Annotated in this window: 23 protein-coding genes and 1 pseudogene; 12 read left to right on the forward strand and 12 right to left on the reverse strand. The window is 62.2% G+C overall.

The features are described from left to right. Positions 1-3: 3 nt before the first annotated feature. Complete coding sequence (locus tag AB8A23_RS00785; protein WP_231078089.1) at positions 4-1,791, reverse strand: tetratricopeptide repeat protein; 1,788 nt, start codon at positions 1,789-1,791, stop codon at positions 4-6. 310 nt (positions 1,792-2,101) lie between these two features. Continuing rightward, positions 2,102-3,760 carry an electron transfer flavoprotein-ubiquinone oxidoreductase gene (locus AB8A23_RS00790; RefSeq protein WP_439057165.1) on the reverse strand — a complete coding sequence of 553 codons (1,659 nt, stop codon included), beginning with the start codon at positions 3,758-3,760 and terminating at the stop codon, positions 2,102-2,104. 155 nt (positions 3,761-3,915) lie between these two features. On the opposite strand from AB8A23_RS00790, the gene AB8A23_RS00795 reads away from it, so the two are divergent. Beyond that, a complete protein-coding gene (locus AB8A23_RS00795; RefSeq protein WP_439057164.1) occupies positions 3,916-4,749 on the forward strand; it encodes a uracil-DNA glycosylase in 834 nt (277 codons plus the stop codon). Here the strand turns inward: AB8A23_RS00795 and AB8A23_RS00800 are convergent. The 4 genes from AB8A23_RS00800 to AB8A23_RS00815 all read right to left on the reverse strand — a co-directional run bounded on the left by AB8A23_RS00800 (position 4,746) and on the right by AB8A23_RS00815 (position 8,874). Beyond that, complete coding sequence (locus AB8A23_RS00800) at positions 4,746-6,254, reverse strand: glycosyltransferase family 39 protein (RefSeq protein WP_439057163.1); 1,509 nt, start codon at positions 6,252-6,254, stop codon at positions 4,746-4,748. The genes AB8A23_RS00795 and AB8A23_RS00800 overlap by 4 nt on opposite strands. Positions 6,255-6,336: 82 nt before the next feature. Next, on the reverse strand, positions 6,337-7,065 hold the full coding sequence (locus AB8A23_RS00805; protein ID WP_175368749.1) for a ribonuclease HII: 729 nt from the start codon (positions 7,063-7,065) through the stop codon (positions 6,337-6,339). Positions 7,066-7,140: 75 nt separating this feature from the next. Further along, positions 7,141-7,599: a VOC family protein gene (locus AB8A23_RS00810; RefSeq protein WP_175368748.1), complete on the reverse strand. Its 459-nt coding sequence runs from the start codon at positions 7,597-7,599 to the stop codon at positions 7,141-7,143. A 111-nt stretch (positions 7,600-7,710) separates the two neighbouring features. Next, positions 7,711-8,874, reverse strand: a complete 1,164-nt coding sequence (locus tag AB8A23_RS00815; RefSeq protein WP_120288415.1) for a PA0069 family radical SAM protein — start codon at positions 8,872-8,874, stop codon at positions 7,711-7,713. Positions 8,875-9,078: 204 nt separating this feature from the next. Between AB8A23_RS00815 and AB8A23_RS00820 the strand changes: the two genes are divergently transcribed. After that, positions 9,079-9,648 carry a glycosyltransferase gene (locus AB8A23_RS00820; protein ID WP_089262399.1) on the forward strand — a complete coding sequence of 190 codons (570 nt, stop codon included), beginning with the start codon at positions 9,079-9,081 and terminating at the stop codon, positions 9,646-9,648. Positions 9,649-9,683: 35 nt separating this feature from the next. Further along, positions 9,684-10,157: pseudogene (locus AB8A23_RS00825) on the forward strand (GNAT family N-acetyltransferase); the annotation flags it as partial. Here the strand turns inward: AB8A23_RS00825 and moaB are convergent. Continuing rightward, entirely contained in the window at positions 10,154-10,714 is a 561-nt protein-coding gene (moaB, locus tag AB8A23_RS00830) for a molybdenum cofactor biosynthesis protein B (protein WP_439057162.1), read from the reverse strand. The pseudogene AB8A23_RS00825 and the gene moaB sit on opposite strands and share 4 nt — an antisense overlap. A 5-nt stretch (positions 10,715-10,719) precedes the next feature. Continuing rightward, a complete protein-coding gene (gene ypfJ / locus AB8A23_RS00835; RefSeq protein ID WP_439057161.1) occupies positions 10,720-11,661 on the reverse strand; it encodes a KPN_02809 family neutral zinc metallopeptidase in 942 nt (313 codons plus the stop codon). Between the two features lie 240 nt (positions 11,662-11,901). Between ypfJ and AB8A23_RS00840 the strand changes: the two genes are divergently transcribed. Beyond that, positions 11,902-13,035 carry a site-specific DNA-methyltransferase gene (locus AB8A23_RS00840; protein WP_093759553.1) on the forward strand — a complete coding sequence of 378 codons (1,134 nt, stop codon included), beginning with the start codon at positions 11,902-11,904 and terminating at the stop codon, positions 13,033-13,035. 148 nt (positions 13,036-13,183) lie between these two features. Continuing rightward, positions 13,184-13,870 carry a glutathione S-transferase family protein gene (locus AB8A23_RS00845; protein ID WP_184513465.1) on the forward strand — a complete coding sequence of 229 codons (687 nt, stop codon included), beginning with the start codon at positions 13,184-13,186 and terminating at the stop codon, positions 13,868-13,870. A 55-nt stretch (positions 13,871-13,925) separates the two neighbouring features. On the opposite strand, the gene AB8A23_RS00850 is transcribed toward AB8A23_RS00845, so the two are convergent. Further along, entirely contained in the window at positions 13,926-14,354 is a 429-nt protein-coding gene (locus tag AB8A23_RS00850; protein WP_439057160.1) for a nuclear transport factor 2 family protein, read from the reverse strand. A gap of 91 nt (positions 14,355-14,445) precedes the next feature. Between AB8A23_RS00850 and AB8A23_RS00855 the strand changes: the two genes are divergently transcribed. Then, positions 14,446-15,369, forward strand: a complete 924-nt coding sequence (locus AB8A23_RS00855; RefSeq protein WP_184520196.1) for a LysR family transcriptional regulator — start codon at positions 14,446-14,448, stop codon at positions 15,367-15,369. 156 nt (positions 15,370-15,525) lie between these two features. Next, complete coding sequence (locus AB8A23_RS00860; RefSeq protein WP_089262415.1) at positions 15,526-15,861, forward strand: hypothetical protein; 336 nt, start codon at positions 15,526-15,528, stop codon at positions 15,859-15,861. Positions 15,862-15,939: 78 nt separating this feature from the next. Here AB8A23_RS00860 and AB8A23_RS00865 read toward each other — a convergent pair whose 3' ends face one another. Further along, the gene (locus AB8A23_RS00865) at positions 15,940-17,265 is read right to left on the reverse strand and encodes a methyl-accepting chemotaxis protein (protein ID WP_184513463.1); all 1,326 of its coding nucleotides are present in this window, start codon (positions 17,263-17,265) and stop codon (positions 15,940-15,942) included. Beyond that, positions 17,228-17,764 carry a PAS domain-containing protein gene (locus tag AB8A23_RS00870; RefSeq protein ID WP_439057159.1) on the reverse strand — a complete coding sequence of 179 codons (537 nt, stop codon included), beginning with the start codon at positions 17,762-17,764 and terminating at the stop codon, positions 17,228-17,230. Before AB8A23_RS00870 ends, AB8A23_RS00865 begins: the two co-directional genes overlap by 38 nt. Before the next feature lie 207 nt (positions 17,765-17,971). Between AB8A23_RS00870 and AB8A23_RS00875 the strand changes: the two genes are divergently transcribed. Beyond that, positions 17,972-19,261, forward strand: coding sequence for a flavin-dependent oxidoreductase (locus AB8A23_RS00875; protein ID WP_439057158.1), 1,290 nt, complete (start codon positions 17,972-17,974; stop codon positions 19,259-19,261). A gap of 43 nt (positions 19,262-19,304) precedes the next feature. Here AB8A23_RS00875 and mutY read toward each other — a convergent pair whose 3' ends face one another. Beyond that, the gene (mutY, locus tag AB8A23_RS00880; RefSeq protein ID WP_439057157.1) at positions 19,305-20,417 is read right to left on the reverse strand and encodes an A/G-specific adenine glycosylase; all 1,113 of its coding nucleotides are present in this window, start codon (positions 20,415-20,417) and stop codon (positions 19,305-19,307) included. Between the two features lie 27 nt (positions 20,418-20,444). Between mutY and AB8A23_RS00885 the strand changes: the two genes are divergently transcribed. From AB8A23_RS00885 to AB8A23_RS00900, 4 genes are all read left to right on the forward strand, one after another. Continuing rightward, positions 20,445-20,924 carry a DUF721 domain-containing protein gene (locus tag AB8A23_RS00885; protein WP_231078102.1) on the forward strand — a complete coding sequence of 160 codons (480 nt, stop codon included), beginning with the start codon at positions 20,445-20,447 and terminating at the stop codon, positions 20,922-20,924. A gap of 105 nt (positions 20,925-21,029) precedes the next feature. Then, positions 21,030-21,686 carry a DsbA family protein gene (locus AB8A23_RS00890; protein WP_089262423.1) on the forward strand — a complete coding sequence of 219 codons (657 nt, stop codon included), beginning with the start codon at positions 21,030-21,032 and terminating at the stop codon, positions 21,684-21,686. 61 nt (positions 21,687-21,747) lie between these two features. Beyond that, positions 21,748-22,092 (forward strand): DMT family transporter, encoded by a 345-nt coding sequence (locus AB8A23_RS00895; RefSeq protein ID WP_068733204.1) that lies wholly within the window; start codon positions 21,748-21,750, stop codon positions 22,090-22,092. Between the two features lie 623 nt (positions 22,093-22,715). Continuing rightward, positions 22,716-22,967: a hypothetical protein gene (locus AB8A23_RS00900; protein WP_439057156.1), complete on the forward strand. Its 252-nt coding sequence runs from the start codon at positions 22,716-22,718 to the stop codon at positions 22,965-22,967. The last annotated feature ends 274 nt before the right edge of the window (positions 22,968-23,241 follow it).

The following is a 23,241-nucleotide window of genomic DNA, read 5'->3' on the forward strand; positions in this document are numbered from 1 at the left end:
GAATTAGCCGCCTTTGCCGTCTTCTTTTTTCTTGTCGTTGGATGCGGCCGACGACGATGGCTCGTCCGACAGACCGTTTTCCATCTTGGCTTCGATCTTCGGAATCTCTTCGGCTTCCGGCTTCAGATCCTTGGCGTGCTGCCACTGGAACTTGGCTTCCAGCTTGCGCCCGACGCGCCAATAGGCGTCGCCGAGATGGTCGTTGATGGTCGGATCTTCCGGCTTCAGGTCGATGGCGCGCTCAAGTTGCTTCACGGCATCGTCGAAATTGCCAATGCGGTAATAGGCCCAGCCAAGGGAGTCGACGATGTAGCCATCGTCCGGACGCTGATCGACGGCACGCTTGATCATCTTCATGGCGTCGTCGAGGTTGATGCCTTGATCGATCCAGGAATAGCCGAGATAGTTCAGAACATGCGGCTGTTCGGGCTGCAATTCGAGCGCCTTGCGCATGTCGACTTCAGCCTTGGCCCACTGCTTCGAACGCTCAAGGCAGATGCCGCGGAAGTAGAAATACACCCAGTTCGGCTTGTCCTGGTTGGCGGCGATGACATCGATGCCCTTGGTGTAGGTTTCGGAGCAGTCCGCAAACTTCTTGCGCCCGCGTTCGATATTGCCGAGCGCCATGATGGCTTCGAGATCCCGGGGATCGTCGGCGACAACACCCTTGAGAATCTTGATGCCTTCATCGCTGCGATCGGCCGCATCGAGATCGGTGGCCTGCTGGATCTGCGCATTGCGCTTCAGCGCCGAATTGGCCGGCACGCGCTCATAGACCTTGATGGCCATCTGCGGCTTCTTCACCGACTCATAGAGGTCGGCGAGCGACAGCAGCGCCAGCGAGTGGTCCGGCTTGAGATAGAGCGAGAGCTGCAGATAGACCAGCGCGAGGTCTTCGCCGCCGCGGCGGGTCAGCGACGCGCCAATGCCATAAAGTGCTTCAGCAGCGCCAGCCTGCGGGCTGTCGACCAACGGCGCCAGCTTCTTGCCGGCCTTGGTCTCGCGGATGCCTTCCAGCACCAGCGGGTGACGGGCGAGCTTCTTGTTGAAGGTCTCGTAGATGCCGAGCGCTGCGGCATCGTCCTTGTTGCGCGACGTCCAGCGGCCATAGGCATCGACCACGCGCAGCGCGGAGTCGTCCAGCTTGTAGGCACGCTCGAAACGGGCACCCGCATCCTTCTGCTTGTTGGCAAGATCGAGGATCAGGCCGGCATGCAGATCCTTGAAGATCGGATACCATTCCGGACCGGCCAGCTTGTCGATATTGGCAATCGCCGTCTTGCTCTCGCCGGCGCCGTAGCCGGCCCAGGCCGACAGCAGCGTCGCAACGAGGTCGGTGATCGGGCCGCGCACCGACTGGTTGATATTGGTCTGCGCGGCAGCGTATTTCTTCAGCTTGAGATCGCGCACACCCACAACGAGACGGGCGACGCGGTTCGACTTGTCGATGGTGAGGATGCGATCGGCGAGCTTGACGGCCTCTTCGATATCGCCATCAGCGAGCGAGGAGATGAAGGCGCGATCGAGCAGTTCGTTGTTCTTCGGATCGGTACGCAGCGCGGAGCGGTAAAACGCCGCAGCCGAGGTGGCGTCGCGCTCGACGCTGGCGTGGCGGGCGGCCAGATAGCTGCCGGCGGTGGTGAGCGACTTCAGATCGCGGGAGGTGGGAAACTGGGCGGCGGAGCTATCGCCGGTATGATCCGGGGTTTGCGCCAGCAGCTGACCGGGCATCGCGAGGACGGCGACCGTGGCGGCAGCGAGCGTCAAACGATTGAAACGGATGGACAACATAGGGTTCGCCTAGCTCCAGGATTTACGGGCAGGATATCGAGCAAAATGCGAGCAAGACTGCAAGACAGGCTCGGATGCGCAGCCGACCCGGCAATAGTGCGCATGCCAACAATGCCGCGTTTGGCGGTCAATCGCAAGGATCGGAGGCGCGATCGCACCAGTGGCACCTTGAAGCCTGTCAGCAATTGGGCCGCCGGATTGCGCCACTGCCCCTGAGAACGCTCGCACTGTGGCGTTATCGTGACATCCGGCCGGTGTAGCGGCCCGCCTACGGGCGCCGCCGCTCACACAATCGTAATCAGCGAACCGGTTACATCGCCTCGTAGTTCGGGCCGCCGCCACCTTCCGGCGGAACCCAGGTGATGTTCCCGTTGGGATCCTTCACGTCGCAGGTTTTGCAGTGGACGCAATTCTGCGCATTGATCTGGAATCGCGCACCGCTCGACTCTTCAACCCACTCATAGACGCCTGCCGGGCAATAGCGATTTGACGGGCCGGCAAAGACGTCGTGCTCCGACGACTTCTGCAGTGCCATGTCGGCAACCTTGAGATGGATCGGCTGGTCCTCCTCGTGATTGGTGTTCGACAGAAACACCGAGGACAGGCGATCGAAGGTGATCTTGCCGTCCGGCTTCGGATAGACGATCGGCTGATACTGCTTGGCGGGCTTGAGCGCCTTGCGATCAGGCTTCTCATGCTTCTGCGTGCCGAACAGCGAGAAGCCGAACGTGTTGCACCACATGTCGAAGCCGCCGAGCGCGTTGCCGAGGAGGGTCCCGAACTTGGACCACAGCGGCTTGGCGTTGCGGACCGGATAGAGATCCTTGCCGATCGAGGACAACCGCCAGCCGGCCTCGTATTCCATCAACTCGTCATTGGCGCGACCTGCAGCCAGGGCAGCGGAGACGTGCTCGGCAGCCTGCATGCCTGACGCCATGGCGTTGTGAACACCCTTGATGCGCGGCACGTTGACGAAGCCTGCGGCGCAGCCGATCAGCGCCCCGCCCGGGAAGACCAGCTTCGGCACCGACTGGTAGCCGCCCTCGGTGATCGCACGCGAACCGTAGGCGAGGCGCTTGCCGCCTTCGAATGTGTCGCGGATCAGCGGATGGGTCTTGAAGCGCTGGAATTCCTCGAACGGATAGAGATAGGGATTTTCGTAGTTCAGGTGCAGCACGAAGCCGACAGCCACGAGGTTATCGTCGTAGTGGTACAGGAACGTGCCGCCGCCCACGTCATTGTCGAGCGGCCAGCCGAACGAGTGCTTCACCGTGCCCTTCTGGTGCTTGGCCGGATCGATCTGCCAGACTTCCTTGATGCCGATGCCGAACTTGCCGGGCTCGCAATCCTTGTCGAGAGCGAATTTGGCGATGATCTGCTTGGTCAGCGAACCACGCGCGCCTTCGGCGAACAGCGTGTATTTGCCGAGCAGTTCCATGCCTCGGGTGAACGAATCCTTCGGCTTGCCGTCGCGGCCGATACCCATGTCGCCAGTGGCGATGCCGCGCACGGCGCCATTGTCGTCATACAGCGTCTCGGCAGCCGCGAAGCCGGGATAGATTTCGACGCCAAGCGCTTCCGCCTTCGCACCCAGCCAACGGCACACCATGCCAAGCGAGGTGATGTAGCAGTGATGATTGTTCATCAGCGGCGGCATCAAGAAGTTCGGCAGCTTGAAGCCGCCGGTCTTGGTCATGAAATAGAACTGGTCGTCCTTGACCTGGGTCTTGAGCGGGCAGTCCGCATCTTCGCGCCAATCCGGGATCAGCTTGTCGAGATTGACGGGATCGATCACCGCGCCGGACAGGATGTGCGCACCGACTTCGGAACCCTTTTCCACCACAACAATGGACAGGTCCGCATTGAGCTGTTTCAGCCGGATCGCGGCCGACAGACCGGAGGGCCCGGCACCGACGATGACAACGTCGAATTCCATGGACTCGCGCGGCGGAAGTTCTTCAGTGCTCATAATCTCGTCTCAGACCCGTTTCCAACCCGTTCAGAACGCTTCTAAGGGCTGTTGTTTCCGATTTTTGACGGAAGAACAACCACCTAAATGCACAGGGGGCGTTTCGCTGGGCGGCGATCCGGCCTAGATTGGCGGCATGCCTGTGACCCCCTCTCATGACGCCTGAACCCCACCCCAGCGTTGCGCAACTGCTCGCCTTTTATCTGGAGGCCGGGGTCGATTGCGCATTGATGGATGAGCCGGTGAACCGGCTGTCGGACGACCTTCCGCCGCCTGCCCGGGAGCTGTCCGACAGCGCGCCGAAACGGCCACCGCTCAATGGCATGCCGCCGCCCCCCGCACGCCCACCCACCCGCGTCGAGGTCGCCCCGGACGTGGCGATTGCCGCCGCCCGCGACGCCGCGCGTACCGCGCCCTCGCTTGAGGTGCTGCGTGGCATGCTGGATACATTCGACGGCTGCGCCCTGAAATCGACCGCGACCCAACTGGTGTTTGCCGACGGCAATCCACAGGCGCGGATCATGTTCGTCGGCGAGGCACCCGGCCGCGACGAGGACATCGAAGGCCTGCCCTTCGTTGGCCGCTCCGGCAAATTGCTCGACCTAATGATGGGCGCCATCGGCCTGAAGCGCACCGACGTCTATATCGCCAATGTGATTCCATGGCGGCCGCCGGGCAACCGCACGCCGACGCCGCAGGAGACACAGATCTGCCTGCCGTTCATCCAGCGCCAGATCGAACTGGCGAATCCGGACATTCTCGTCACACTGGGCAATCCGTCGACACAGACGCTGCTGCAGACCCGCGACGGCATCATGAAGTCCAGGGGACGCTGGGTCGATTACGACACTGGCACGCGCAAGATCAAAGCGCTGGCGACGTTCCACCCCGCCTATCTGCTGCGCTCGCCGTCTTATAAGCGGATGACCTGGATGGATCTGCGCGCGATCGCAAAGGCGCTGGAAGCACCGTCGGGCAGGACCAGCTAGGGCGCCTTTGGCCGGACAATTGCCCAACCGATCCGCAGCAAAGGTTGCCGGCCATTCACCAGACGCTCAAAGGCGCGCGGGACTTCCGGCACGAGGTTGGGGAAACGCTGCGCAACGTCTGCAGGCGGCGTACCGACTGTATCCGCCGCGCGCCACACCACGACGCCGCCGGTCTCGGCGAACTTCGCTGGCGTGATCCACGGCGTACGGGAAGGCACTGCATCGTTCAGCAGATGCGGCCGTGACGCGCTCATCCCGATCAATGCTGCGAGTTGCGCATCGCCGGCCACCGCCGGCAATGGCTTATTGGTCCGGCGCTCGAAGCTCTCGCCGAAGAAGCGCCCGATCTCGCGTGCAGGCAGCGCCGTCACATCTTCGGGGCCGTCGACCCAAGGCAGAATCACAAGACTGGCGAAGGCTGCGAGGGCCGGAGCGATGATGGCGAAGGCCCAGACCTTGCGCAGCACGCGCTGGCGCCGCAGCGCGATCAGGTCGCCCGACGCCACGACCACGGCGAGACCCGACATGACCAGCGCAATGCCGGCACCGCCGACCACGCGATCGAGCCCGTAAAGGGCAGCGAACAGGCTGCCGAGCAGCCCCGGCACGAGCGCGAAGAAAAATACATAGTCACGTGCCAGCGGATCGACCGGCGGGCGGAAGATAATCGGAGCTTCCTCGGTCTTCGGAACGATGCGGCCCCAGTTCATCACCGTCAGCACGATCACGCCGGTAATTGACGCAAGCAGCCAGGCCATCAGCACGCCGCACTGCCGCGCCTGGCTGGCGATATCGGTCAGTTGCGGCGGTACAGGCACAATTGGTGCGCCGGCCCGGATCACCCACATGGCCCATGGCAATGTCAGCACCGCGATGACCAGCAGCGCATAAAGCGGATCGAACGAAGCAAGGTTACGCCTGCCGCGCGATGTCGCGAGCCCGAAGACGAGTGGCAGCGGCAGCAGCCACATGGCATGAGGCGTGGTCAGCAGCAGCAGGCCGGCCTCGATGGACAGCGCGAACCAGGCATTGCGACGGCCCTGCCCGATCGCGAGCCAGGCATGCAGCAGGAACATCGCCCAGAGCGGACGCGCGAGGATCAGCGGGCCGAATTCGATGCCGGGCGTGCTAAAGGCCGTAACCGTCATGGTGAGCAGCACGGCGATGACAGCCTGCGGGCCGCCGACGATGGCACTGCCCAGCTGATAGACCGCGCGGAAAGTGAGGACGGCGCAGATCTGCGCCAGCAGATAGACACCGAAAACATGATTGCCGGCGGCCCGAAAGGCGATGTCCGCCAGCCAGAACGCCAGCGGCGGTCCCATATGGGTACCGACTTGATATTCCCGGCCATAGGCCAACACGGTGGCGAGATCGCCCGGCGGCCCGCGATACAGCAGCAGGGGGACGACGAGCCAGATCGCGGCCTGACACAGCACGACGATCCAGAACACCAGCCGTGGCCGGGCGCGGATCAGTTCGACGATCAGGGAGGTGAAACGCATTGAACGTCTGAACCGGCCAGCAGGGAATGAAGCGTGCTCAGGTGATACGGCGCAGAGCCAAGAGAGGCAACCGCCTGAGCGCTCAGGCGGATATCTCGATATCGATGGTGGTGTGGACTTCGATCAGACCTGCCGCACGGACGCCAGCCTGATGACGCGCACGCGCCGCAGCAACCGGCGCGAACAGGCTGCGATGATGAATGCTGGGCCCCAATTCATTCAGCGCGGCCATATGCTGCGGCACGCCATAGCCCTTATGGACCTCGAAACCATAGCCCGGACAATCCTCGGCCAGCCGGCACATCAGCCGGTCGCGCGACACCTTGGCGATGATCGAGGCTGCTGCGATGGAGAGCACCAACGCATCGCCGCCAATGACGGCCTCGCAATCGGCCTTCGTATCGATCTTGTCGCGGCCGTCGACAAACACATGTTTCGGCGCGTCCGGGAGCGACGCGACGGCACGCGCCAGCGCCCAGAGCGAGGCCCGCAGGATATTGTCGCGGTCGATCCGGGCGGGTGATGCGTAGGCGACGGCAAAGGACGACGTAGCGCAGATTTCCTCGAACAGCGCCTCGCGCTTACTCTCTGTCAGCTTCTTGGAATCGTCGAGGCCTTTTGGAATGTTGTTCGGGTCCAACACAACCGCGGCGGCAACAACCGGTCCGGCCAGCGGACCACGCCCGGCCTCGTCGCAACCAGCCACCGGCCAGATGCCTTTCTTGAGCAGTGTGCGCTCGCGCGTGAAGCTCGGCGCGACCACGATCTTGCGCGGCTTGGCCGGCGCTTTCTTCTTCGCATCTCGAATCATCGGAGGATCCTGCTGAAGCAGCTCCCGGGGTGCAACCGGGAACTCAGGATCATGCCCGCTATTCAGGTCGGGTCTTTAATCGTCCAGACGCACCCGCCGGTCATCACCGACCTCGATCCCCGGTGCCGTCACCACGTCCCAGGCGTGCCCGTCCGGGTCGGCAAAGTAGCCGGAATAGCCACCGTAATCGGTCTTTCGCGCTGGCTTCAGAAGCGATCCACCACAATCGACAGCGAAAGCGAGGACCGCATCGACCTCGCCTTCGGAGCGGCAATTCCACGCCAGCGTGCTGCCGCGAAACGCCTGCGGCCTTGGATGGTCAGGCAATGTCGCATCCTGCGCCAGTTGATCCCATGGAAACAGCGCGAGGACGCTGGCGCCGGTGTCGAAAAAGGCGATGGCATCGCCCGAGGCACGGGCCTTTCGCGTAAAGCCCAGCGCTTCGTAGAAGGCAATGCTCCTGCGCATATCCGCGACACCCAGCGTGATCACCGTCATGCGCGCGATCGGCGCCGGTGGTTTCTTCGTCGTCATGCGCGTCACTCCTGTACTCACTCTATAGATCGAAAAGAGGGACGTTGGCAGGCTCTGGTTTCCTGCCAACGTCCCCTCTCCACCACTCCGTACGCTGCGAGACCTGCGGAGTTAGAACAGATTCAATTGCTGACCGGCACCGGCCGGCTTCTCGAAATGATCGAGGGTGAGCTTCGAACGACGCTTGTTTAGGCCAAGCTTCGTGCAGGCGATCTCGAAGCGGCGACCGATCATCCAGGCCATCGGCCCCGTGCCCTTCATGCGCGTGCCCCATTGCGAGTCGTAATCGCGGCCACCGCGCATTTCGCGGATCAGCGTGAAAACATGCCGATAGCGATCCGGATAATTCGCGATCAGCCACTCGCGAAACAGATCGCGTACTTCCATCGGCAGCCGCAACAAAACGTAGCTGGCTTCCTTGACGCCGGCATGCGCGGCGGCATCGAGAATCCGTTCGATCTCGCTGTCGTTCAGCGCGGGGATCACCGGCGCCACCATCACCGTGGTCGGAATGCCAGCCTCGGATAGCTGCCGCAAAGCTTCCAGTCGCTTCGACGGCGTCGAAGCGCGCGGCTCCATGGTGCGCGCGAGCTTCGGATCGAGCGACGTCACCGACAACGCCACTTTGACCAGATTGCGCTTCGCCATCCGCGCCAGGATATCGATATCGCGCGTCACCAAGGCAGACTTCGTGACGATGCCGACGGGATGGCCGGTCTTCTCCAGCACTTCGAGAATGCCGCGCATCACCTGCCGCTCGCGCTCGATCGGCTGATACGGATCGGTATTGGTACCGATCGCGATCATCTTCGGCTCGTATTCGGCGGCGGCCAGCTCCTTCTCGAGCAGCGCCGGCGCATCGGGCTTCACGAACAGTTTGGATTCGAAATCGATCCCGGGCGAGAGACCGAGATAGGCGTGGGTCGGCCGCGCGAAACAATAGACGCAGCCATGCTCGCAGCCGCGATAGGGATTGATCGAACGGTCGAAGCCGATATCCGGCGACTCATTGCGCGTGATGACCTTGCGCGCGGTGTCCGTCGCAACGGTCGTCTTGAACGGCGGCAATTCATCGAGGCTCTGCCAGCCATCATCAAAGGCTACCCGGGCCTCGGCCTCGTAGCGCCCGCTGTCGTTGGACTGGGCACCGCGGCCGCGCCGCCGCTGCTTGTCGATCGCCACTGCGATCTCGGGAAAAGGGGAAAGCGCACCCGCCGGCTTATCGGAGGGCGCCGGGACCGGCGGGTGCTTGAGGGCAGCGATCTGGCGACTCATGAAGCCACGATAGCGTACACATGGAACAAAGCAAGAACATAAATAGGGTGGCACACGGCCGGGGCACTGTGCATTCTCCCGCCGCCTTGCAGGGGCGGCCGAAAGTCGAACCGCCCCGAAATTGCAGCAGCCGCCGGTGCCGCATAGACTATGACGAAATGATAACGCGGCCACCCCGTTGTTGAGAGGTATTATCCGACACCCATGCTGAGCGTGATCATCCCCACCGAAGGCGTCGAACAGCCCGCTGTTGCCACACTGGCAGCGCTGGTGCCGGGCGCTGCTGCCGGTGTGATCCGCGAAGTGCTGCTGGTCGATCGCGCTGGCACCGATGTCATCGAACGTGTCGCCGATGTCGCCGGCTGCGGCTTCCTGACCTCGCAGGGATCGCGCGCCGCGGCGATGGCCGCCGGCGCCAAGCAGGCGCGCTCGCCCTGGCTAATGTTTCTCCATGCCGGCGCCGTGCTCGATGCCGGCTGGATCGAGGAGACCCAGCAATTCATCCAGCGCGTATCGACCAGCAACCGCCCCCGCGCGGGCATTTTCCGCTATGCGCGCTCGCCCTATGACGAGACCAATTTTCGCGATGGCCTGAAGCACCTGGTCCGGATGATCACAGGCCCCAAGGCCGATCAAGGTCTGCTGATTGCACGCGAACACTACGACCGTCTCGGGGGCTACGCACCCGATGCCCGGCGCTCCGAAGCGCGGCTGCTGCGCCAGCTCGGCCGCTCCTCACGCACATTGCTGCGCAGCCGGATCATCGTCGCCTGACCATGGCCGCCCAAGCCCCCGATGCCGTTCAGCTTGCAGTGCTACGCGATCTCCAGCCTGGCGATATCGACTGGGTCATCCGCAGTCACGGCGAACTCTATGCGAGTGAATACGGGTTCGATGCGTCCTTCAAGGCGCTGGTAGCTGACATCGCCGCAGAATTCGTCGCATCATGCGATGCCACGCGCGAACGCTGCTGGATCGCCGAGATGGACGGCGCGCCGGTCGGCTCGCTGTTTCTCGTGAAGGCATCCGACGACGTCGCCAAGTTTCGGCTCTTGCTGATCGATCCCAAGGCGCGCGGACAAAAGCTCGGCCAGCGCATGGTGACGGAATCCATCGCCTTTGCGCGGCAATGCGGTTATCGCAGGATCACGCTGTGGACCCAGAGCAATCTCGGCGCTGCGCGAAAAGTCTATCAGGATGCAGGTTTCGCGCTGGTCGCCACCGAGCCGCATCGCAGTTTCGGGCAGGATTTGATCGGCGAGACCTGGGAACTCGTGCTCTAGACCGACGCGCCCTTCGCCTTCGGGCGTCGCAAATGCTCATCCAGCCGCGGCATGATCTCCACGAAATTGCAGGGCCGCGTGCGGTAATCCAGTTGCGCGGCAAGGATGCCGTCCCAGCCATCGCGGCAGGCGCCGGGCGAACCCGGCAGGCAGAAGATAAATGTCGCGCCGGCGGTGCCAGCAGTCGCGCGGCTCTGGATCGTCGAGGTACCGATCTTGGCGTGGCTCAGCATGTGAAACGCAATCGAGAAACCATCCATCCGCTTCTCGAACAGCGGCTCGATGGCTTCCGGCGTGACATCGCGGCCGGTGAACCCCGTGCCGCCGGTCGTAATGATCGCGTCCACGCCGGGATCGGCAATCCATGCGCGCACGATCTTGCGGATCGCTTCGACATCGTCCGTGACGATCTCGCGCTTCGCCAACACGTGACCGGCCGATGCCAGCCGATCGGCCAGCGTCGCGCCGGACTTGTCGTCATCGAGCGACCGCGTGTCGGAAATCGTCAGTACCGCAATGTTGAGCGGTACGAAGGCTTTGGTCGTGTCGGGCTCCATCGTCGTTACAGTCGATCCGTCGCGAATGTATTGCAGGCCTGCACGGTGCCCTGCTGATAGCCGGTCATGAACCAGCGCTTGCGCTGTTCGGCAGAACCGTGCGTGAAGGAATCCGGCACGACGCGACCCTGTGCCTGACGTTGCAACGTATCGTCGCCGATGGCGGACGCGGTCTGCAGCGCAGCATCGATGTCGCCGGCTTCGAGGAAACCGGGGCGCTTCTTCGATTCGCGATTGACCCAGACGCCCGACAGACAATCGGCCTGCAACTCGACGCGGACCTGCAGCAGATTGGCCTCAGCCTTGCTGCCGGCCTGCTGCTGCAGGCGTGTCACGCGCGGAATGATCCCGAGCAGGTTCTGAATGTGATGGCCGGCTTCATGCGCAATGATATATGCCGCGGTAAATTTGCAGGCATTGCCCGAGCAACCGCGGAATTTGGTTTCAACCTGACGGAAGAAGCCGGTGTCGAGATAGATCTTCTTGTCGGGCGGACAGTAGAACGGCCCCATCGCCGACTGCGCATTGCCGCAGCGCCCGCCATTGGTGGCATTGCGAAACAGCACGATCTGCGGCCCAATATATTTCTGTCCGCTCTCCTTGAAGATTTCATCCCAGCGATCGTCGATCTCGCCGAGCACGCCCGAGATCATGCTGCCCATCTCGTCGGTGGGCGCCCCTGATTTCGTCGGCGTCGAGCGCCGATCGGTCTGATAGGTCGGCGCCTGCTGTCCGCCGGTGAGAATTTCTGCACCGCCGATCAGGATGCGCGGATCGATACCGAACGCCCAGCCGACGAGGCCAAGCACAATCACCGTGCCGATGCCGAGACCACCGCCACCGCCCGGAATTCCGAAACCACCGCCACCTCCGCCGCCATATCCGCCGCCGCTATCGTCACGACGGTCGTCGATATTGTCGCTGCGACGGAAGTCATCGTAACGCATGAGGTAATTCCTTCATTTCAAGTCGCAGCATTTTAGACCGGTTTGACGCGATCCGAACACCATAACGCAATTGCAGCGCAAAATTTCCATTCCATTAAGCATTAACCTGCCCGGCAAAACTTGCCTAGTTCGAACTCGTTACCAATTAAGTCGATTTTTACTTTGCCCGGTCAATGTCTGCCTGTCGGTTGTTTAGTCCCGCGTCGCCGACAGCGTCGCCTGAGTCAGAGTAATTGAGTCATGGTTGTTTCGCGTCGCGGGGCGTCTGCAAGGGCGCCCCGCTCTCACTTCGAAACCTCTCCGAGCAGCAGCATCGTCATTGGTGATTGCGTCGCAGAGATGTCAAAACTCCCGGCAGGGTCGGTCGATCTGGTGTTCGCAGATCCGCCGTACAATCTGCAGCTGAAGGGCGATCTCAAGCGCCCCGACGAATCCCATGTCGATGCGGTGAATAATGACTGGGACAAGTTCTCGTCATTCGCCGCATATGACGACTTCACGCGCGCGTGGCTCCTGGCCGCACGCCGTATCATGAAGCCGTCGGCGACCTTGTGGGTGATCGGCTCCTACCACAATATTTTCCGCGTCGGCGCGATCATGCAGGACCTCGGCTTCTGGGTCCTCAACGATATCGTGTGGCGCAAATCGAATCCGATGCCGAATTTCCGCGGCCGTCGCTTCACCAATGCGCATGAGACTATGATCTGGGCCGCGCGCGATGAGAACGCCAAGGGCTATACGTTCAATTACGAAGCCCTCAAGGCCGCGAATGAGGACGTGCAGGCGCGTTCCGACTGGCTGATCCCGCTCTGCACCGGCGACGAACGCCTGAAGGGCTCGGACGGCAAGAAGGTTCACCCCACGCAGAAGCCGGAAGGCCTGCTGGCCCGCGTGCTGCTGTCGTCGTCGAAGCCCGGCGACCTCGTGATCGATCCGTTCAACGGCACCGGCACCACTGGGGCTGTCGCCAAGCGCCTTGGCCGCAATTACATCGGCTTCGAACGCGACCGCGATTACGCCGCCGCTGCCGAAGCACGCATCGCTGCAATCGAGCCGCTGCCGGAAGCAACGCTGGCACCGTTCATGACCGCCCGCAGCGCGCCCCGCGTGGCGTTCTCGGAACTGGTCGAGCGCGGCATGATCTCGCCCGGTACCAAGCTGGTCGATCTCAAGAAGCGTCATGGTGCATTGGTGCGCGCCGACGGCGCCATCATGTTCGGCGACAAGGTCGGCTCGATCCATCGCATGGGCGCGATGGCCCAGGGCTCCGCCTCCTGCAACGGCTGGACGTTCTGGCACGTCGAGACCAAGAAGGGCCTGCGCTTGATCGACGAACTCCGCGCTGAAATCCGCAGCGAGATGGGCGCGGTCTAAAGTCCCCGCCCATGCCACCGGCCGGACGCATGCGCCCGACCTTCGTCAAAACATCGCTTGCACTCCCCCTGAATTCCAAGCACGAGACAACGGTCCGCATCAGCGGCCCGTCTCGTGCTTTGACGTACAAAATCCTGGGAGATTTGAGATGCTGAAGTTTTACTTCAACGGGTCGCCAAACCCGACCAAGGTCGCGCTGTTTCTGGAAGAAGCCGGCCTGGCCTATGAGCCGATCGCCATCGACACCCGCACCGGTGCGCAATTCAACCAGGACTTCCTGAAGGTCAATCCGAACGGCAAGGTGCCTGCAATCGACGACGATGGCGTCAAGGTGTTCGACAGCAACGCCATCCTGCTCTACCTCGCCGAGAAGACCGGCAAATTCCTGCCCGCCAACACCCCGGCCAATCGCGGCGAGATGCTGTCCTGGCTGATGTTCGTCGCCACCGGCGTCGGTCCGTTTTTCGGCCAGGCCGTGCACTTCAAGCATTTCGCGCCGGAGAAGATCGACTACGCGCATAACCGCTATCAGTTCGAGGCCAAGCGCCATCTCGGCGTGCTCAATGACCGCCTGGCGGGACGGCAATATATGGTCGGAGACAGCTACACGATCGTCGACATGGATGTCTGGGGCTGGGTGAGGATGACCAACTTCATCCTGGGCGACGAGGGCTTCGCCCAATTCCCCAACGTAAAGCGCCTGCATGATGAGATCTCGGCGCGTCCGGCCGCAGCGAAGGCTGTCGCCCTGAAGGACACGTTCAAGTTCAAGGCCGAGATGGACGACGAAGCCCGCGCCGCCATGTTCAAACATCTCGCCACCAGCGCAGCCTGATCACGAACCATCCGACGAATGCCGGGCGCAGCACTGCGCCCGGCATTTTTTTGTGTCAGGCAGGCGCGCGCGCCATCTCTTCCGGAAACGGCCCCAACACCCGCTCCACAAGCGCAGTGTCGCAATATTCCTTGATCATGGTGATCTTGCCGTTCTCGACACGCCACACCATGCAATAATCGTTGTCGTAACGATCGCCGGTCTTGGTGATATTGTCGCCCTTGGCCTCGACCACCACCAGATTGCCTTCCGCAATGAAGTTGGACGCGACCGTGCGCGGCCGGATGTCAAATAGCGACCTGAAATGCCCCATGAGGCCGTTGAGGATCGCATCCTTCCCCTTGAAGGTGCGTCCCCAGGAATACTGACCGACCACGATCCAGCATGCATCATCGGCGAGATGATCGGCGAAGGTCGTGCCGCTGCGGTTGGCTGAATCGCGATAGACCTGCCGAATAAGCTTCTTGTTGTCTGCCGTGCTCATTGTTCTGCTCCATCGCTTGAACGATGACGCAGTATGGGTTGGAGAATCCTCATTCTTCCAATCGATAGTCTGTATGATATATATTCGTCTGATGAATTTAGCTGCGCTCGACCTGAACTTGCTCGTCGCGCTCGATGCATTGCTGCGCGAGAGCAATGTCGGCCGCGCCGCAATGCGGATCGGCCTGTCGCAACCGGCGGCGAGCCACGCGCTGCGCCGGCTCCGTGACGTTCTCGGCGATCCCCTGCTCGTCCGCGTCGGCGCCCGCATGGAGCTGACCCCGCGCGCACAGGCCCTGCGCGGTCCACTTGCCCAGACACTGGAGCAAGTCCGCGGACTGTTCATCCCGGATGTCTTCGATGCCCGCCAAAGCGACCGGCACTTTCGGCTGATGATGCCGGATCTGGCTGTCGAACTGCTGATGCCGCCATTGATGAAGAAGCTCGACAGCGTCGCGCCGGGCGTCCAGATCAACATCGTGCCATGGCGCGGCCCGTCGATCATGACGGCGGAATTCGCCCGCAGCCTCGACATGGTGATCAGCATCGGCAACGCCTTCAACGGCTTCCATCGTCAGTTGCTCTATGTCGATTCCGACGCCCTTGCCGTCCGCAAGGGCTATCCGGCAGTAGCGCGCCTGAAAACGGCCGAGGGATTTCTCAAAGCCCGCCACATCGCCGTGGTGCTCCGGGGCCAGAGCGAAGACCTGATCGACGACTGGCTGCGCAACAAGAAACTGGAGCGGCAGATCGCCCTCGTCGTGCCGAGCTATATCGAGGCGCTGCATGTCGCGGCACGGACCGATCTCGTGGCCTTTGTGCCGCGACGCCTGATTGCCGCATTGGCTCAGCCACTATCGCTCACGACAATTGCGCCACCATTCGATCCCGGCAACGACGAACAGTTCATGTTCACGCCGACACGCGCGCAATTCGATTCCGGCTCAATCTGGCTCCGCAAGATCATGCTGGAAACCGGCCGCGAGCTCGATCCGCCAAAGCGCCGTACGGCCTGACACAGCGCGCCCCGGTCAATTTTGCCGGCAAAGCTTGCCGGCAGGCAACGCCTGATAGCAACTACAAATACCTAACCGCTTATGATGTCTGAATATTTCTGATGGCCTGATTTTTGCGTAGTGGGTCGCAAACATCTCACAGCAAGAGAAATTCAGATGTCGAACTCCATTATCTCCAGCATGCAGTCCTTCAAGCTTCCGACCAGACTGCAGCCATCCGACAAGGCCGAGAGCGGCCTCGGCAATGCAACAGCGATAGCAAAATCGCCGGAAGAGAAATTCCTCGACTACGCGAAAAAGACGCCGGCAGAAAAAATGCGCGACGCGCTGCTGTCGAGCATCGGCGTAACGGAAGAAGAATTGAACAACATGTCGCCGGAGCAACGCCGGGAGGTCGAGCAGAAGATTGCCGACAAGATCAAGGAAGCCGTGAACAAGAAGACCGAGAATGGCGGCAGCGCCAGTGGTTTCTTTACGGATATCAGCGCCTAGCAGTCGCGCGTTACACCGCTAAAGAAATTGGCGCCGCAACGGCGCCAATTCCGGATCAATCGAAATGAGCGGACGCGATCAGCGCGCGGCAGCCTGGCGTACCAGATTTTGCCGGGCCTCGCCGAGATAGCCGCGGATTTCCTTGGTCAGCAATCCCGACTGCGACGACAGATCGCTCGATGCCACCATGGTCGATGTGGCGAGTTGTTCGGTGTCCTTGGCTGTGGTTGCCAGCGACTGGATGTTGGTCGAGATCTCACGCACCACGGCGAAGGCCTCGTCGATGTTGCGCGCGATATCGGCCGTTGCCGCCGACTGCGCTTCGGAGGCGCTCGCGACCTTGCCGGTGATCTCGTTCACTTCCGCAATCACGGTGCCAATCTCGGTGATCGACGAGCTGACCTTGTCGGTCGCCGACTGAACCTGGCCGATTTCCTTTTCGATCTCGGCGGTGAAGTTGGCGGTCTGGGTCGCCAGTGCCTTCACTTCATGCGCCACCACAGCGAAACCGCGGCCAGCATCGCCTGCGCGGGCCGCCTCGATCGTCGCGTTCAGCGCCAGCAGATTGGTCTGGCTGGCGATCACGTTGATCGAGGTCACGACTTCACTGATGCGTACGGCGACAGCGCGAAGCACGTCGACATTGCTGGCTGCATCGGCGACGCGTTCGACGGCACGGCCGGCAATCGCCGCCGAGCGATTGACGTCGGCGCCCACCTCGCTGGCACTGGACGACAGCCGCGCTGTGGCCGAAGCCACCGATTGCATGTTGGCGGACGCCTGTTCGGATGCCGCCGCCACCGACGTAACACGGGTCAATGTCGAGGATGCGCCCGTCCGCAGATTGCCTGCGGTGCTGCTCATCTCGACCGCGCCGCTGTCGAGTGCGGATACGATGCCGCCCACGGTGGATTCGAGCTGGCTGGTCTGGCGCTCGAAATTCCTGATGCGGTCGGCAATATTGTCGGTCGCCGCATTCATCGCTTTCGCACCGTGCAGCAGGCCGCCATGCAATCCGCCCGGCAGGATGCGCCGGTAATATTTGTTGTCGTTGAGCGCTGCCATCGCCGCGGTGGATTCGCGCACGAAGGCATCGCAGCCGTCGATCATATCATTAACGCTGTGCAGCAACTCGCCGGTCACGCCGCGCACCGGGATGCCAAGGATACGGGCCTCGAAATCACCCTGCGCGATGCGCTGGCAGGCGACGCGTGCCTTCTCGATCAGGCGCGCCGTCTTGCCCATCAGGACAAGCGCGGCAACAGCCGCAGCGATCGCAACGGCCTGACAGACCATGGCCGCGAGTGGAAGACCGAAGAACTGAAGCACCAGAGCAAGCGCAGAGCCGGCAATGACGACGAGCGTGCTAAGCTGCGCTCTTGAGAGAAAACATAAGTTCGTCATAGCTGACTTTCTGGGATGCAACGAAATCGGTAAGGGCCTTGTAGCCGGCGGCGAGGGATTCCTTGCCGTTCACGTGTCGCTTCTCGATTGCCAGCACGTCGGCATAAAGAGGCGCGATCGTCTTCTTGATGAGATCCGGCGGCGGGACACGGCGATTGGAATGATAGCCGGCGATCTTGCCGTCGAGGCCGTAGGACGGCGTGACATGGGCGAAGACCCAGTAGTGATCGCCATTGCTCGCCATGTTTTTTACGAAGGCGAAAATCTCGCGGCGCTCCTCGACCGTGTCCCAGAGCAGCTTGAAGACACTGCGCGGCATGTCGGGATGACGGATCAGGCTGTGCGGCTGGCGGAGCAACTCGGCTTCGGTATAGCCGGCCATCTTGCAGAACAGACGGTTCACATAGGTCATGCGACCCTTGAGATCCGTCTTGGATACGATGAGCTCTGATGCAGGAAAGAAAGTCTCGCGGCCGCTCGGCTTAATCTGGTTGGACATCATTGACCTGTCGGTGACCGATTCACCCAAAAACTAGTGCCACCGGTATTAGGGAACGCGGCTGAATTTTGCGTTAAGGTTCCGTCCACCATGAATTCGCTACCGGCGGACGATCCGGACGCATTTTTCCGTGGCGATCGTCCCAGTTGCCGCCATCGCCTCTCCCGTGCCATGACCTCGATCAAATCGAGGGGGAGGCAACAAAAAATGACCGTTCTCATTGCAGGCGGCGGAATTGGCGGACTGACGCTCGCGCTCAGCCTGCACCAGATCGGCGTGCCGTGCCGCGTATTTGAAAGCGTGCCGGCGCTGAAGCCGCTCGGTGTCGGCATCAATGTGCTGCCGCATGCGGTGCGCGAGCTGATCGAGCTCGGCCTGCACGACCAGCTCGACTCGTCAGGCGTGCGCACCCGCGAACTCGCCTTCTTCTCCAAGCACGGCAAGCCGATCTGGAGCGAACCGCGCGGCATCGAGGCCGGCTACAAATGGCCGCAGTTCTCGATCCATCGTGGCAGGCTACAGCAGATCCTGCTCGACACCGCCATCGAACGCCTTGGCGCCGAGAACATCCTCACCAGCCATCACCTGAGCGGCTGGACGGAAACGCCGGAGGGCATTCGCGCCGACTTCATCGACAAGGCCACCGGCAAATCCGCTGGCAGCTATGACGGCACGCTGTTGATCGCCGCCGATGGCATCCATTCGGCGATCCGGCAGAAGCTCTATCCGCAGGAAGGCGCGCCGCTCTGGAATGGCCGCATTCTCTGGCGCGGCATCACCAGGAGCGATGCGTTCCTGACCGGCCGCACCATGATCATGGCTGGCCACGAGATCCTGAAATTCGTCTGCTACCCGATCTCGCAGGAGCCGGATGCCGACGGCAAATACGACATCAACTGGGTCGCCGAACGGCACATGCCGCCGACCTATGAGTGGCGCCGCGAGGACTACAACCGTGCGGCACGGCTCGACGAATTCCTGCCCTGGTTCAAGGACTGGAGATTCGACTGGCTCGACGTGCCCGGCCTGATCAGCAACTGCCCGCACGCCTATGAATATCCGCTGGTCGATCGCGATCCCGTCGATCGCTGGACCTTCGGCCGCGTGACGCTGATGGGCGATGCTGCGCATCCGATGTATCCGATCGGCTCCAACGGCGCGTCGCAGGCCATTCTCGATGCGCGCGTACTGACGCGTGAGATTCTTGCGCTTGGTGAAGTGCCGGCCGCGCTCGAAGCCTATGAGGCCGAACGACGCCCCGCGACCACTGACCTTGTGATGTTGAACCGCCGCAACGGACCGGAACAGGTCATGCAGATCATCGAGGAGCGCGCGCCTGAGGGATTCGATGTCGTCACCGACGTGCTGTCGCAGCAGGAACTCGAAGACATCGCCGCCAACTACAAGCGCGTCGCCGGATTCCAGGTCGAAGGCCTCAACGCGAAGCCGCCGATCGTGACGCTGCCGCAATCGTCGCAACTTTCCAGCGCGAGCTGATGCAGCTCGCGCGCTGGCGCCTTCAAGCTTCCGGATTCAAACTTCAATCCAGTCCATGCGCGATGACCTTGCGCATGACGTTCGGCAAGGCTTCGTCATCCAATGTTGCGATTGGCACCCAGCGCATCCCCTCCGGGGGGCGGGTGCGGGGGGGCACATGCGCCGTATAGACGGTGAGCTCCAGCGGGAAGTGAGTGAAGATATGGGTGACCGCGCCCACTTTGCGATGCCACGCCGTGAGATTTTTTAAGGTCGGCGCCTGCTTCAGGGCGTCCTTGTCGTCGTGACCGGCGAGCCACCCCGATGACGGCACTTCGGTCATGTTTCCCAGCAAGCCCTTTTCCGGGCGGGTGCGCACCAGGAGTTCGTTGCCGCGCGTGACCACGAAGGCTGCCCCCTTGCGCAAGGTGCCCGCTTTCTTCGGCAGTTTGCGCGGAAACGTCTCCTGATCGCCACGGGTTTTTGCCGCGCAATCGTCATTGATCGGGCACAGCGCACAGGCGGGTTTTTTGGGCGTGCAGATGGTGGAGCCGAGATCCATGAGCGCCTGGGCGCTGTCACCCGCCCGCGAGGGACCGAGCAGCGTGGCGGCGAGCCCCACGATGACAGGCTTGGATTTCGGCAGCGGTTCTTCCACCGCATAGAGCCGCGAGGTCACGCGCTCGATATTGCCATCCACCGGCATGCATTGGCGGCCAAAGGCAATGGCGGCGATGGCCGATGCCGTATAGGGCCCGATACCCGGCAGCGCGCGCAACCCGTCCTCGGTATCCGGGAAGACGCCGCCATGATCGCGCAGCACGGTGACCGCGCAGGCGTGGAGATTGCGCGCACGGGAGTAATAGCCAAGCCCGGCCCACATCCGCAGCACGTCGTCCTGCGAGGCGCTGCCGAGATCGCTGACCGTGGGCCAGCGCGCCAGGAACTTGGCGAAATACGGCCCGACCGCCTGCACCGTGGTCTGCTGCAGCATGATTTCCGACAGCCAGACGCGGTAGGGATCGATGCCCTCGCCCGGCAACGGCCGCCACGGCAACCTGCGGCGATGCTTGTCATACCAGGCGAGCAGTTGGGCCGGACGCTTGGCGGCGGCGCTTTCCCCGCTATCCCGTGCGGAAGGTTTCTTTCGTCGGGTGGCGGCGGCTGATAGACTCATGCCGACATGTATCCAAAAGCCTCGTTCATGAACAAGCCCGGCCCGATCTCCGCCAAGCCGCTCTCCGTCCTGCTCGGCGGGGTGTTTGCCGATGCCTATGCCAAACAGGGCTTTGCCTCGCGCGAGCTGGTAACACGCTGGGCAGAGATCGCCGGCCAGCAGGTGGCGAATTTCTCCGAGCCGCTGAAGATCCAGTGGCCGCGCCCTGTGGAAGGCCAGCCGCAGGAGCCGGCGACGCTCATCCTGCGCGTCGAGGGGCCGATGGCGCTGGAGATCCAGCATTCGTCGGATGCGATCCTGCAGCGGGTGAACCGCTTTTTCGGCTGGAACGCGGTCGGCAAGATCGCGCTGCGCCAGGCGCCGCTGTCACGGCCGCAGCCTCGCCGCACCGTGAAGCCGCCGGATGCCAAAGCCATCGCCCAGGTCGCGGAAACGCTGCCCGAGGTCGAGGACGACGCCTTGCGCGAGGCACTGGCGCGGCTCGGCGCCTCGATCAAGCGAAGTTGAGGCTTTCCAGCTCGCCCGGAACCGGCGCGTGCTTGCCACATTTGTGGTTTCAAGTTAGCGAAGCGAACCTTTTCCCGGCGTCCGCCGCCGCTTTGGAGCATTCCTTTGATCATCACGCGCCGTGACTTCACCGCCGCCCTTGCCCTGACCGGCGCCGCAGCAGCCATCGGCCTGTCGCCGCTGCAGCTGATCTCCGAGGCATTCGCGCAGAACGCCGTCGACGTCGCCAAGCCGGTGTCGCTGCCCGACATGGCGCTCGGCCCGAAGGATGCCGCCGTCACCGTCACCGAATATGCCTCGATGACCTGCCCGCATTGCGCGGCCTTCACCGAGCAGGTGTTCCCGAAGATCAAGGAAGCCTTCATCGACACCAACAAGATCCGCTTCGTGTTTCGCGAATTCCCGCTCGACATCAAGGCCGCTGCCGGCTCGATGCTGGCGCGCTGCATCGCCAAGGAAGACTCGGGCAAGTACTTCGCCGTCATCGATATGCTGTTCAAGCAGCAGAACGACTGGGTGATGAAGGACACCGCCGCGACCCTGACCCGCATCGGCAAGCAGGCCGGCCTCAGCCAGCAGGCCGTGGAAGAATGCCTGAAGGACCAGGCGCTGCTCGACAAGATCGCCGCTGACCAGAAATACGCCAATGAAGTGCTGAAGGTGAACTCGACGCCGACCTTCTTCATCAATGGCGAGATGCTGAAGGGCGAGCAGTCGTTCGAGGAATTCTCCAAAAAGATCACCCCGCTGCTGAAGAGCTGAGGTCTTCTTGTCCCTCCTCGCCTTTACGCGGGGAGGGATTCCTGAACGCCCGAGCCCTTTCATGACCCCGACCTTCCTCAACTACGCCGCCCTCGGCTGCGCCATCGTGCTGGAGACCATCGGCACGGCGCTGCTGGCGCAGTCGCAGCAGTTCACGAAGCTCTGGCCGACGTTCGGCATGGCCGTCTGCTACATCCTGTCGCTCTATTTCCTGTCGCACGCGCTGAAGGTGATGCCAGTCGGGATCGCCTATGCGATCTGGAGCGGGCTCGGCATCGTGCTGATTTCGGCGGTGAGCTATTTCGCGTTCCGGCAGGCGCTCGATCTCGCCGCCATCATCGGCATCGGCTTCATCCTGACCGGCGTGGTCATCGTCAACGCATTCTCCGCCAGCGCATCGCATTAGCGCGCTGCCGCGCCATCGTGTTCTCTGATTCTTCTTCTTCGCTTCAAACAGCCGAGCTCTCGCATTCTCGCGGCGCTTGCGCGTCCGAGGTGTGAGCAATCCCCCTCCTGAAACATGAGGGGCGGCGGCGCGCCATCAGGCGCAAAGGGTGGTGTGTGTCGCGATCCGCTCCACCGGAACGCCGGCAAGCTGCAACCGCGCAACGCCTTGAGGGCGCGCCACCGCGACGTCTTTTTAGCTGAGGGACCGTTCTTCCGGGTAAAGGGCAGAGCTCCGCACTCCGCTTATCCCGACGATTTCGCGCCGTTCACCAATACCACGTCCAGCCAGCATGAGTGGCAGAGCCCCGTAGTGGGCCCGGACGGTGACCCCAAGCCTCCCGAGTGTGCGGGGTACGTCACCCCACACCCGCAGGCGCCGCATCCTGTCCCACCTCAAGACGCCTCATGAAGCGCCCCTCGCGAACCGGATAGGATTTGATTATAATCTTATAGGAAAACTGTCAAGTGCCTGCCGGGCATTTTTTCGATGCCGGATGCAACTGAAGCCGCGCTCATGCGTTCATGTAGTTCACCCAAAAGAATAGTTCAGTTCCCCTCGTCCAACCCGATGAGACTTGCCCCATGCCGACACGCGCCAGCCACCTGCCGCATTATGTCGAGCGCACCGGGCTTCAGAAACTGCGCGATACGCCGGGCCTGCTGGCGCTGCATTTGATGCCTGCCGGGCCGAAGACCCTGTCCAAGATGGTTGAAAAGACCTGGATCGCGCTCCAGGCCGGCTCGCTGGTGCGTTATTGCATCACGCCCGAAGGCGAAGCCGCGCTGAAGGCCAAAATCCCGATGCCGCACAGCGCACAGACTCACGCCCGCTGACATCCTGCGATAGCCGGATGTTAACGGATGGTGCCCTCGCGGATTAACTGTGTTTCCACACATTATCGAAGCGTAAACGCGCATTAAGGAACGCTTAAGCGCCATCTCCGCATTCTCATCCCATTAGCGTGAGGGCGTATCATGTTTGAAAATTTCATCTGCGAGATCATCGGCCTGGCATTTCTCGGCCTCTGCATCGCCGTACTCGGCGCACCGCAGCAGCGTCGTCCGAATGGATATGCGCGGGACGTGTGATTAAAAAGCCCGGGGATAG

Origin of the sequence: Tardiphaga sp. 619_E2_N8_4 (genome assembly GCF_051810905.1) — a bacterium.
Lineage (GTDB): Bacteria > Pseudomonadota > Alphaproteobacteria > Rhizobiales > Xanthobacteraceae > Tardiphaga > Tardiphaga robiniae.

Excerpts from the sequence above, each read along its gene's own strand:
- AB8A23_RS00795 (WP_439057164.1), top strand. The coding sequence starts at position 3,916 with ATGACGCCTGAACCCCACCCCAGCGTTGCGCAACTGCTCGCCTTTTAT.
- AB8A23_RS00820 (WP_089262399.1), top strand. The coding sequence starts at position 9,079 with ATGCTGAGCGTGATCATCCCCACCGAAGGCGTCGAACAGCCCGCTGTT.
- mutY (WP_439057157.1), bottom strand. The coding sequence starts at position 20,417 with ATGAGTCTATCAGCCGCCGCCACCCGACGAAAGAAACCTTCCGCACGG.
- AB8A23_RS00870 (WP_439057159.1), bottom strand. The coding sequence starts at position 17,764 with ATGTCCAACCAGATTAAGCCGAGCGGCCGCGAGACTTTCTTTCCTGCA.
- AB8A23_RS00840 (WP_093759553.1), top strand. The coding sequence starts at position 11,902 with ATGGTTGTTTCGCGTCGCGGGGCGTCTGCAAGGGCGCCCCGCTCTCAC.
- AB8A23_RS00900 (WP_439057156.1), top strand. The coding sequence starts at position 22,716 with ATGCCGACACGCGCCAGCCACCTGCCGCATTATGTCGAGCGCACCGGG.
- AB8A23_RS00885 (WP_231078102.1), top strand. The coding sequence starts at position 20,445 with ATGAACAAGCCCGGCCCGATCTCCGCCAAGCCGCTCTCCGTCCTGCTC.
- AB8A23_RS00850 (WP_439057160.1), bottom strand. The coding sequence starts at position 14,354 with ATGAGCACGGCAGACAACAAGAAGCTTATTCGGCAGGTCTATCGCGAT.
- moaB (WP_439057162.1), bottom strand. The coding sequence starts at position 10,714 with ATGGAGCCCGACACGACCAAAGCCTTCGTACCGCTCAACATTGCGGTA.
- AB8A23_RS00790 (WP_439057165.1), bottom strand. The coding sequence starts at position 3,760 with ATGAGCACTGAAGAACTTCCGCCGCGCGAGTCCATGGAATTCGACGTT.
- AB8A23_RS00800 (WP_439057163.1), bottom strand. The coding sequence starts at position 6,254 with ATGCGTTTCACCTCCCTGATCGTCGAACTGATCCGCGCCCGGCCACGG.
- AB8A23_RS00875 (WP_439057158.1), top strand. The coding sequence starts at position 17,972 with ATGACCGTTCTCATTGCAGGCGGCGGAATTGGCGGACTGACGCTCGCG.
- AB8A23_RS00810 (WP_175368748.1), bottom strand. The coding sequence starts at position 7,599 with ATGACGACGAAGAAACCACCGGCGCCGATCGCGCGCATGACGGTGATC.
- AB8A23_RS00855 (WP_184520196.1), top strand. The coding sequence starts at position 14,446 with ATGAATTTAGCTGCGCTCGACCTGAACTTGCTCGTCGCGCTCGATGCA.
- AB8A23_RS00815 (WP_120288415.1), bottom strand. The coding sequence starts at position 8,874 with ATGAGTCGCCAGATCGCTGCCCTCAAGCACCCGCCGGTCCCGGCGCCC.
- ypfJ (WP_439057161.1), bottom strand. The coding sequence starts at position 11,661 with ATGCGTTACGATGACTTCCGTCGCAGCGACAATATCGACGACCGTCGT.
- AB8A23_RS00845 (WP_184513465.1), top strand. The coding sequence starts at position 13,184 with ATGCTGAAGTTTTACTTCAACGGGTCGCCAAACCCGACCAAGGTCGCG.
- AB8A23_RS00785 (WP_231078089.1), bottom strand. The coding sequence starts at position 1,791 with ATGTTGTCCATCCGTTTCAATCGTTTGACGCTCGCTGCCGCCACGGTC.
- AB8A23_RS00865 (WP_184513463.1), bottom strand. The coding sequence starts at position 17,265 with ATGACGAACTTATGTTTTCTCTCAAGAGCGCAGCTTAGCACGCTCGTC.
- AB8A23_RS00860 (WP_089262415.1), top strand. The coding sequence starts at position 15,526 with ATGTCGAACTCCATTATCTCCAGCATGCAGTCCTTCAAGCTTCCGACC.
- AB8A23_RS00895 (WP_068733204.1), top strand. The coding sequence starts at position 21,748 with ATGACCCCGACCTTCCTCAACTACGCCGCCCTCGGCTGCGCCATCGTG.
- AB8A23_RS00805 (WP_175368749.1), bottom strand. The coding sequence starts at position 7,065 with ATGATTCGAGATGCGAAGAAGAAAGCGCCGGCCAAGCCGCGCAAGATC.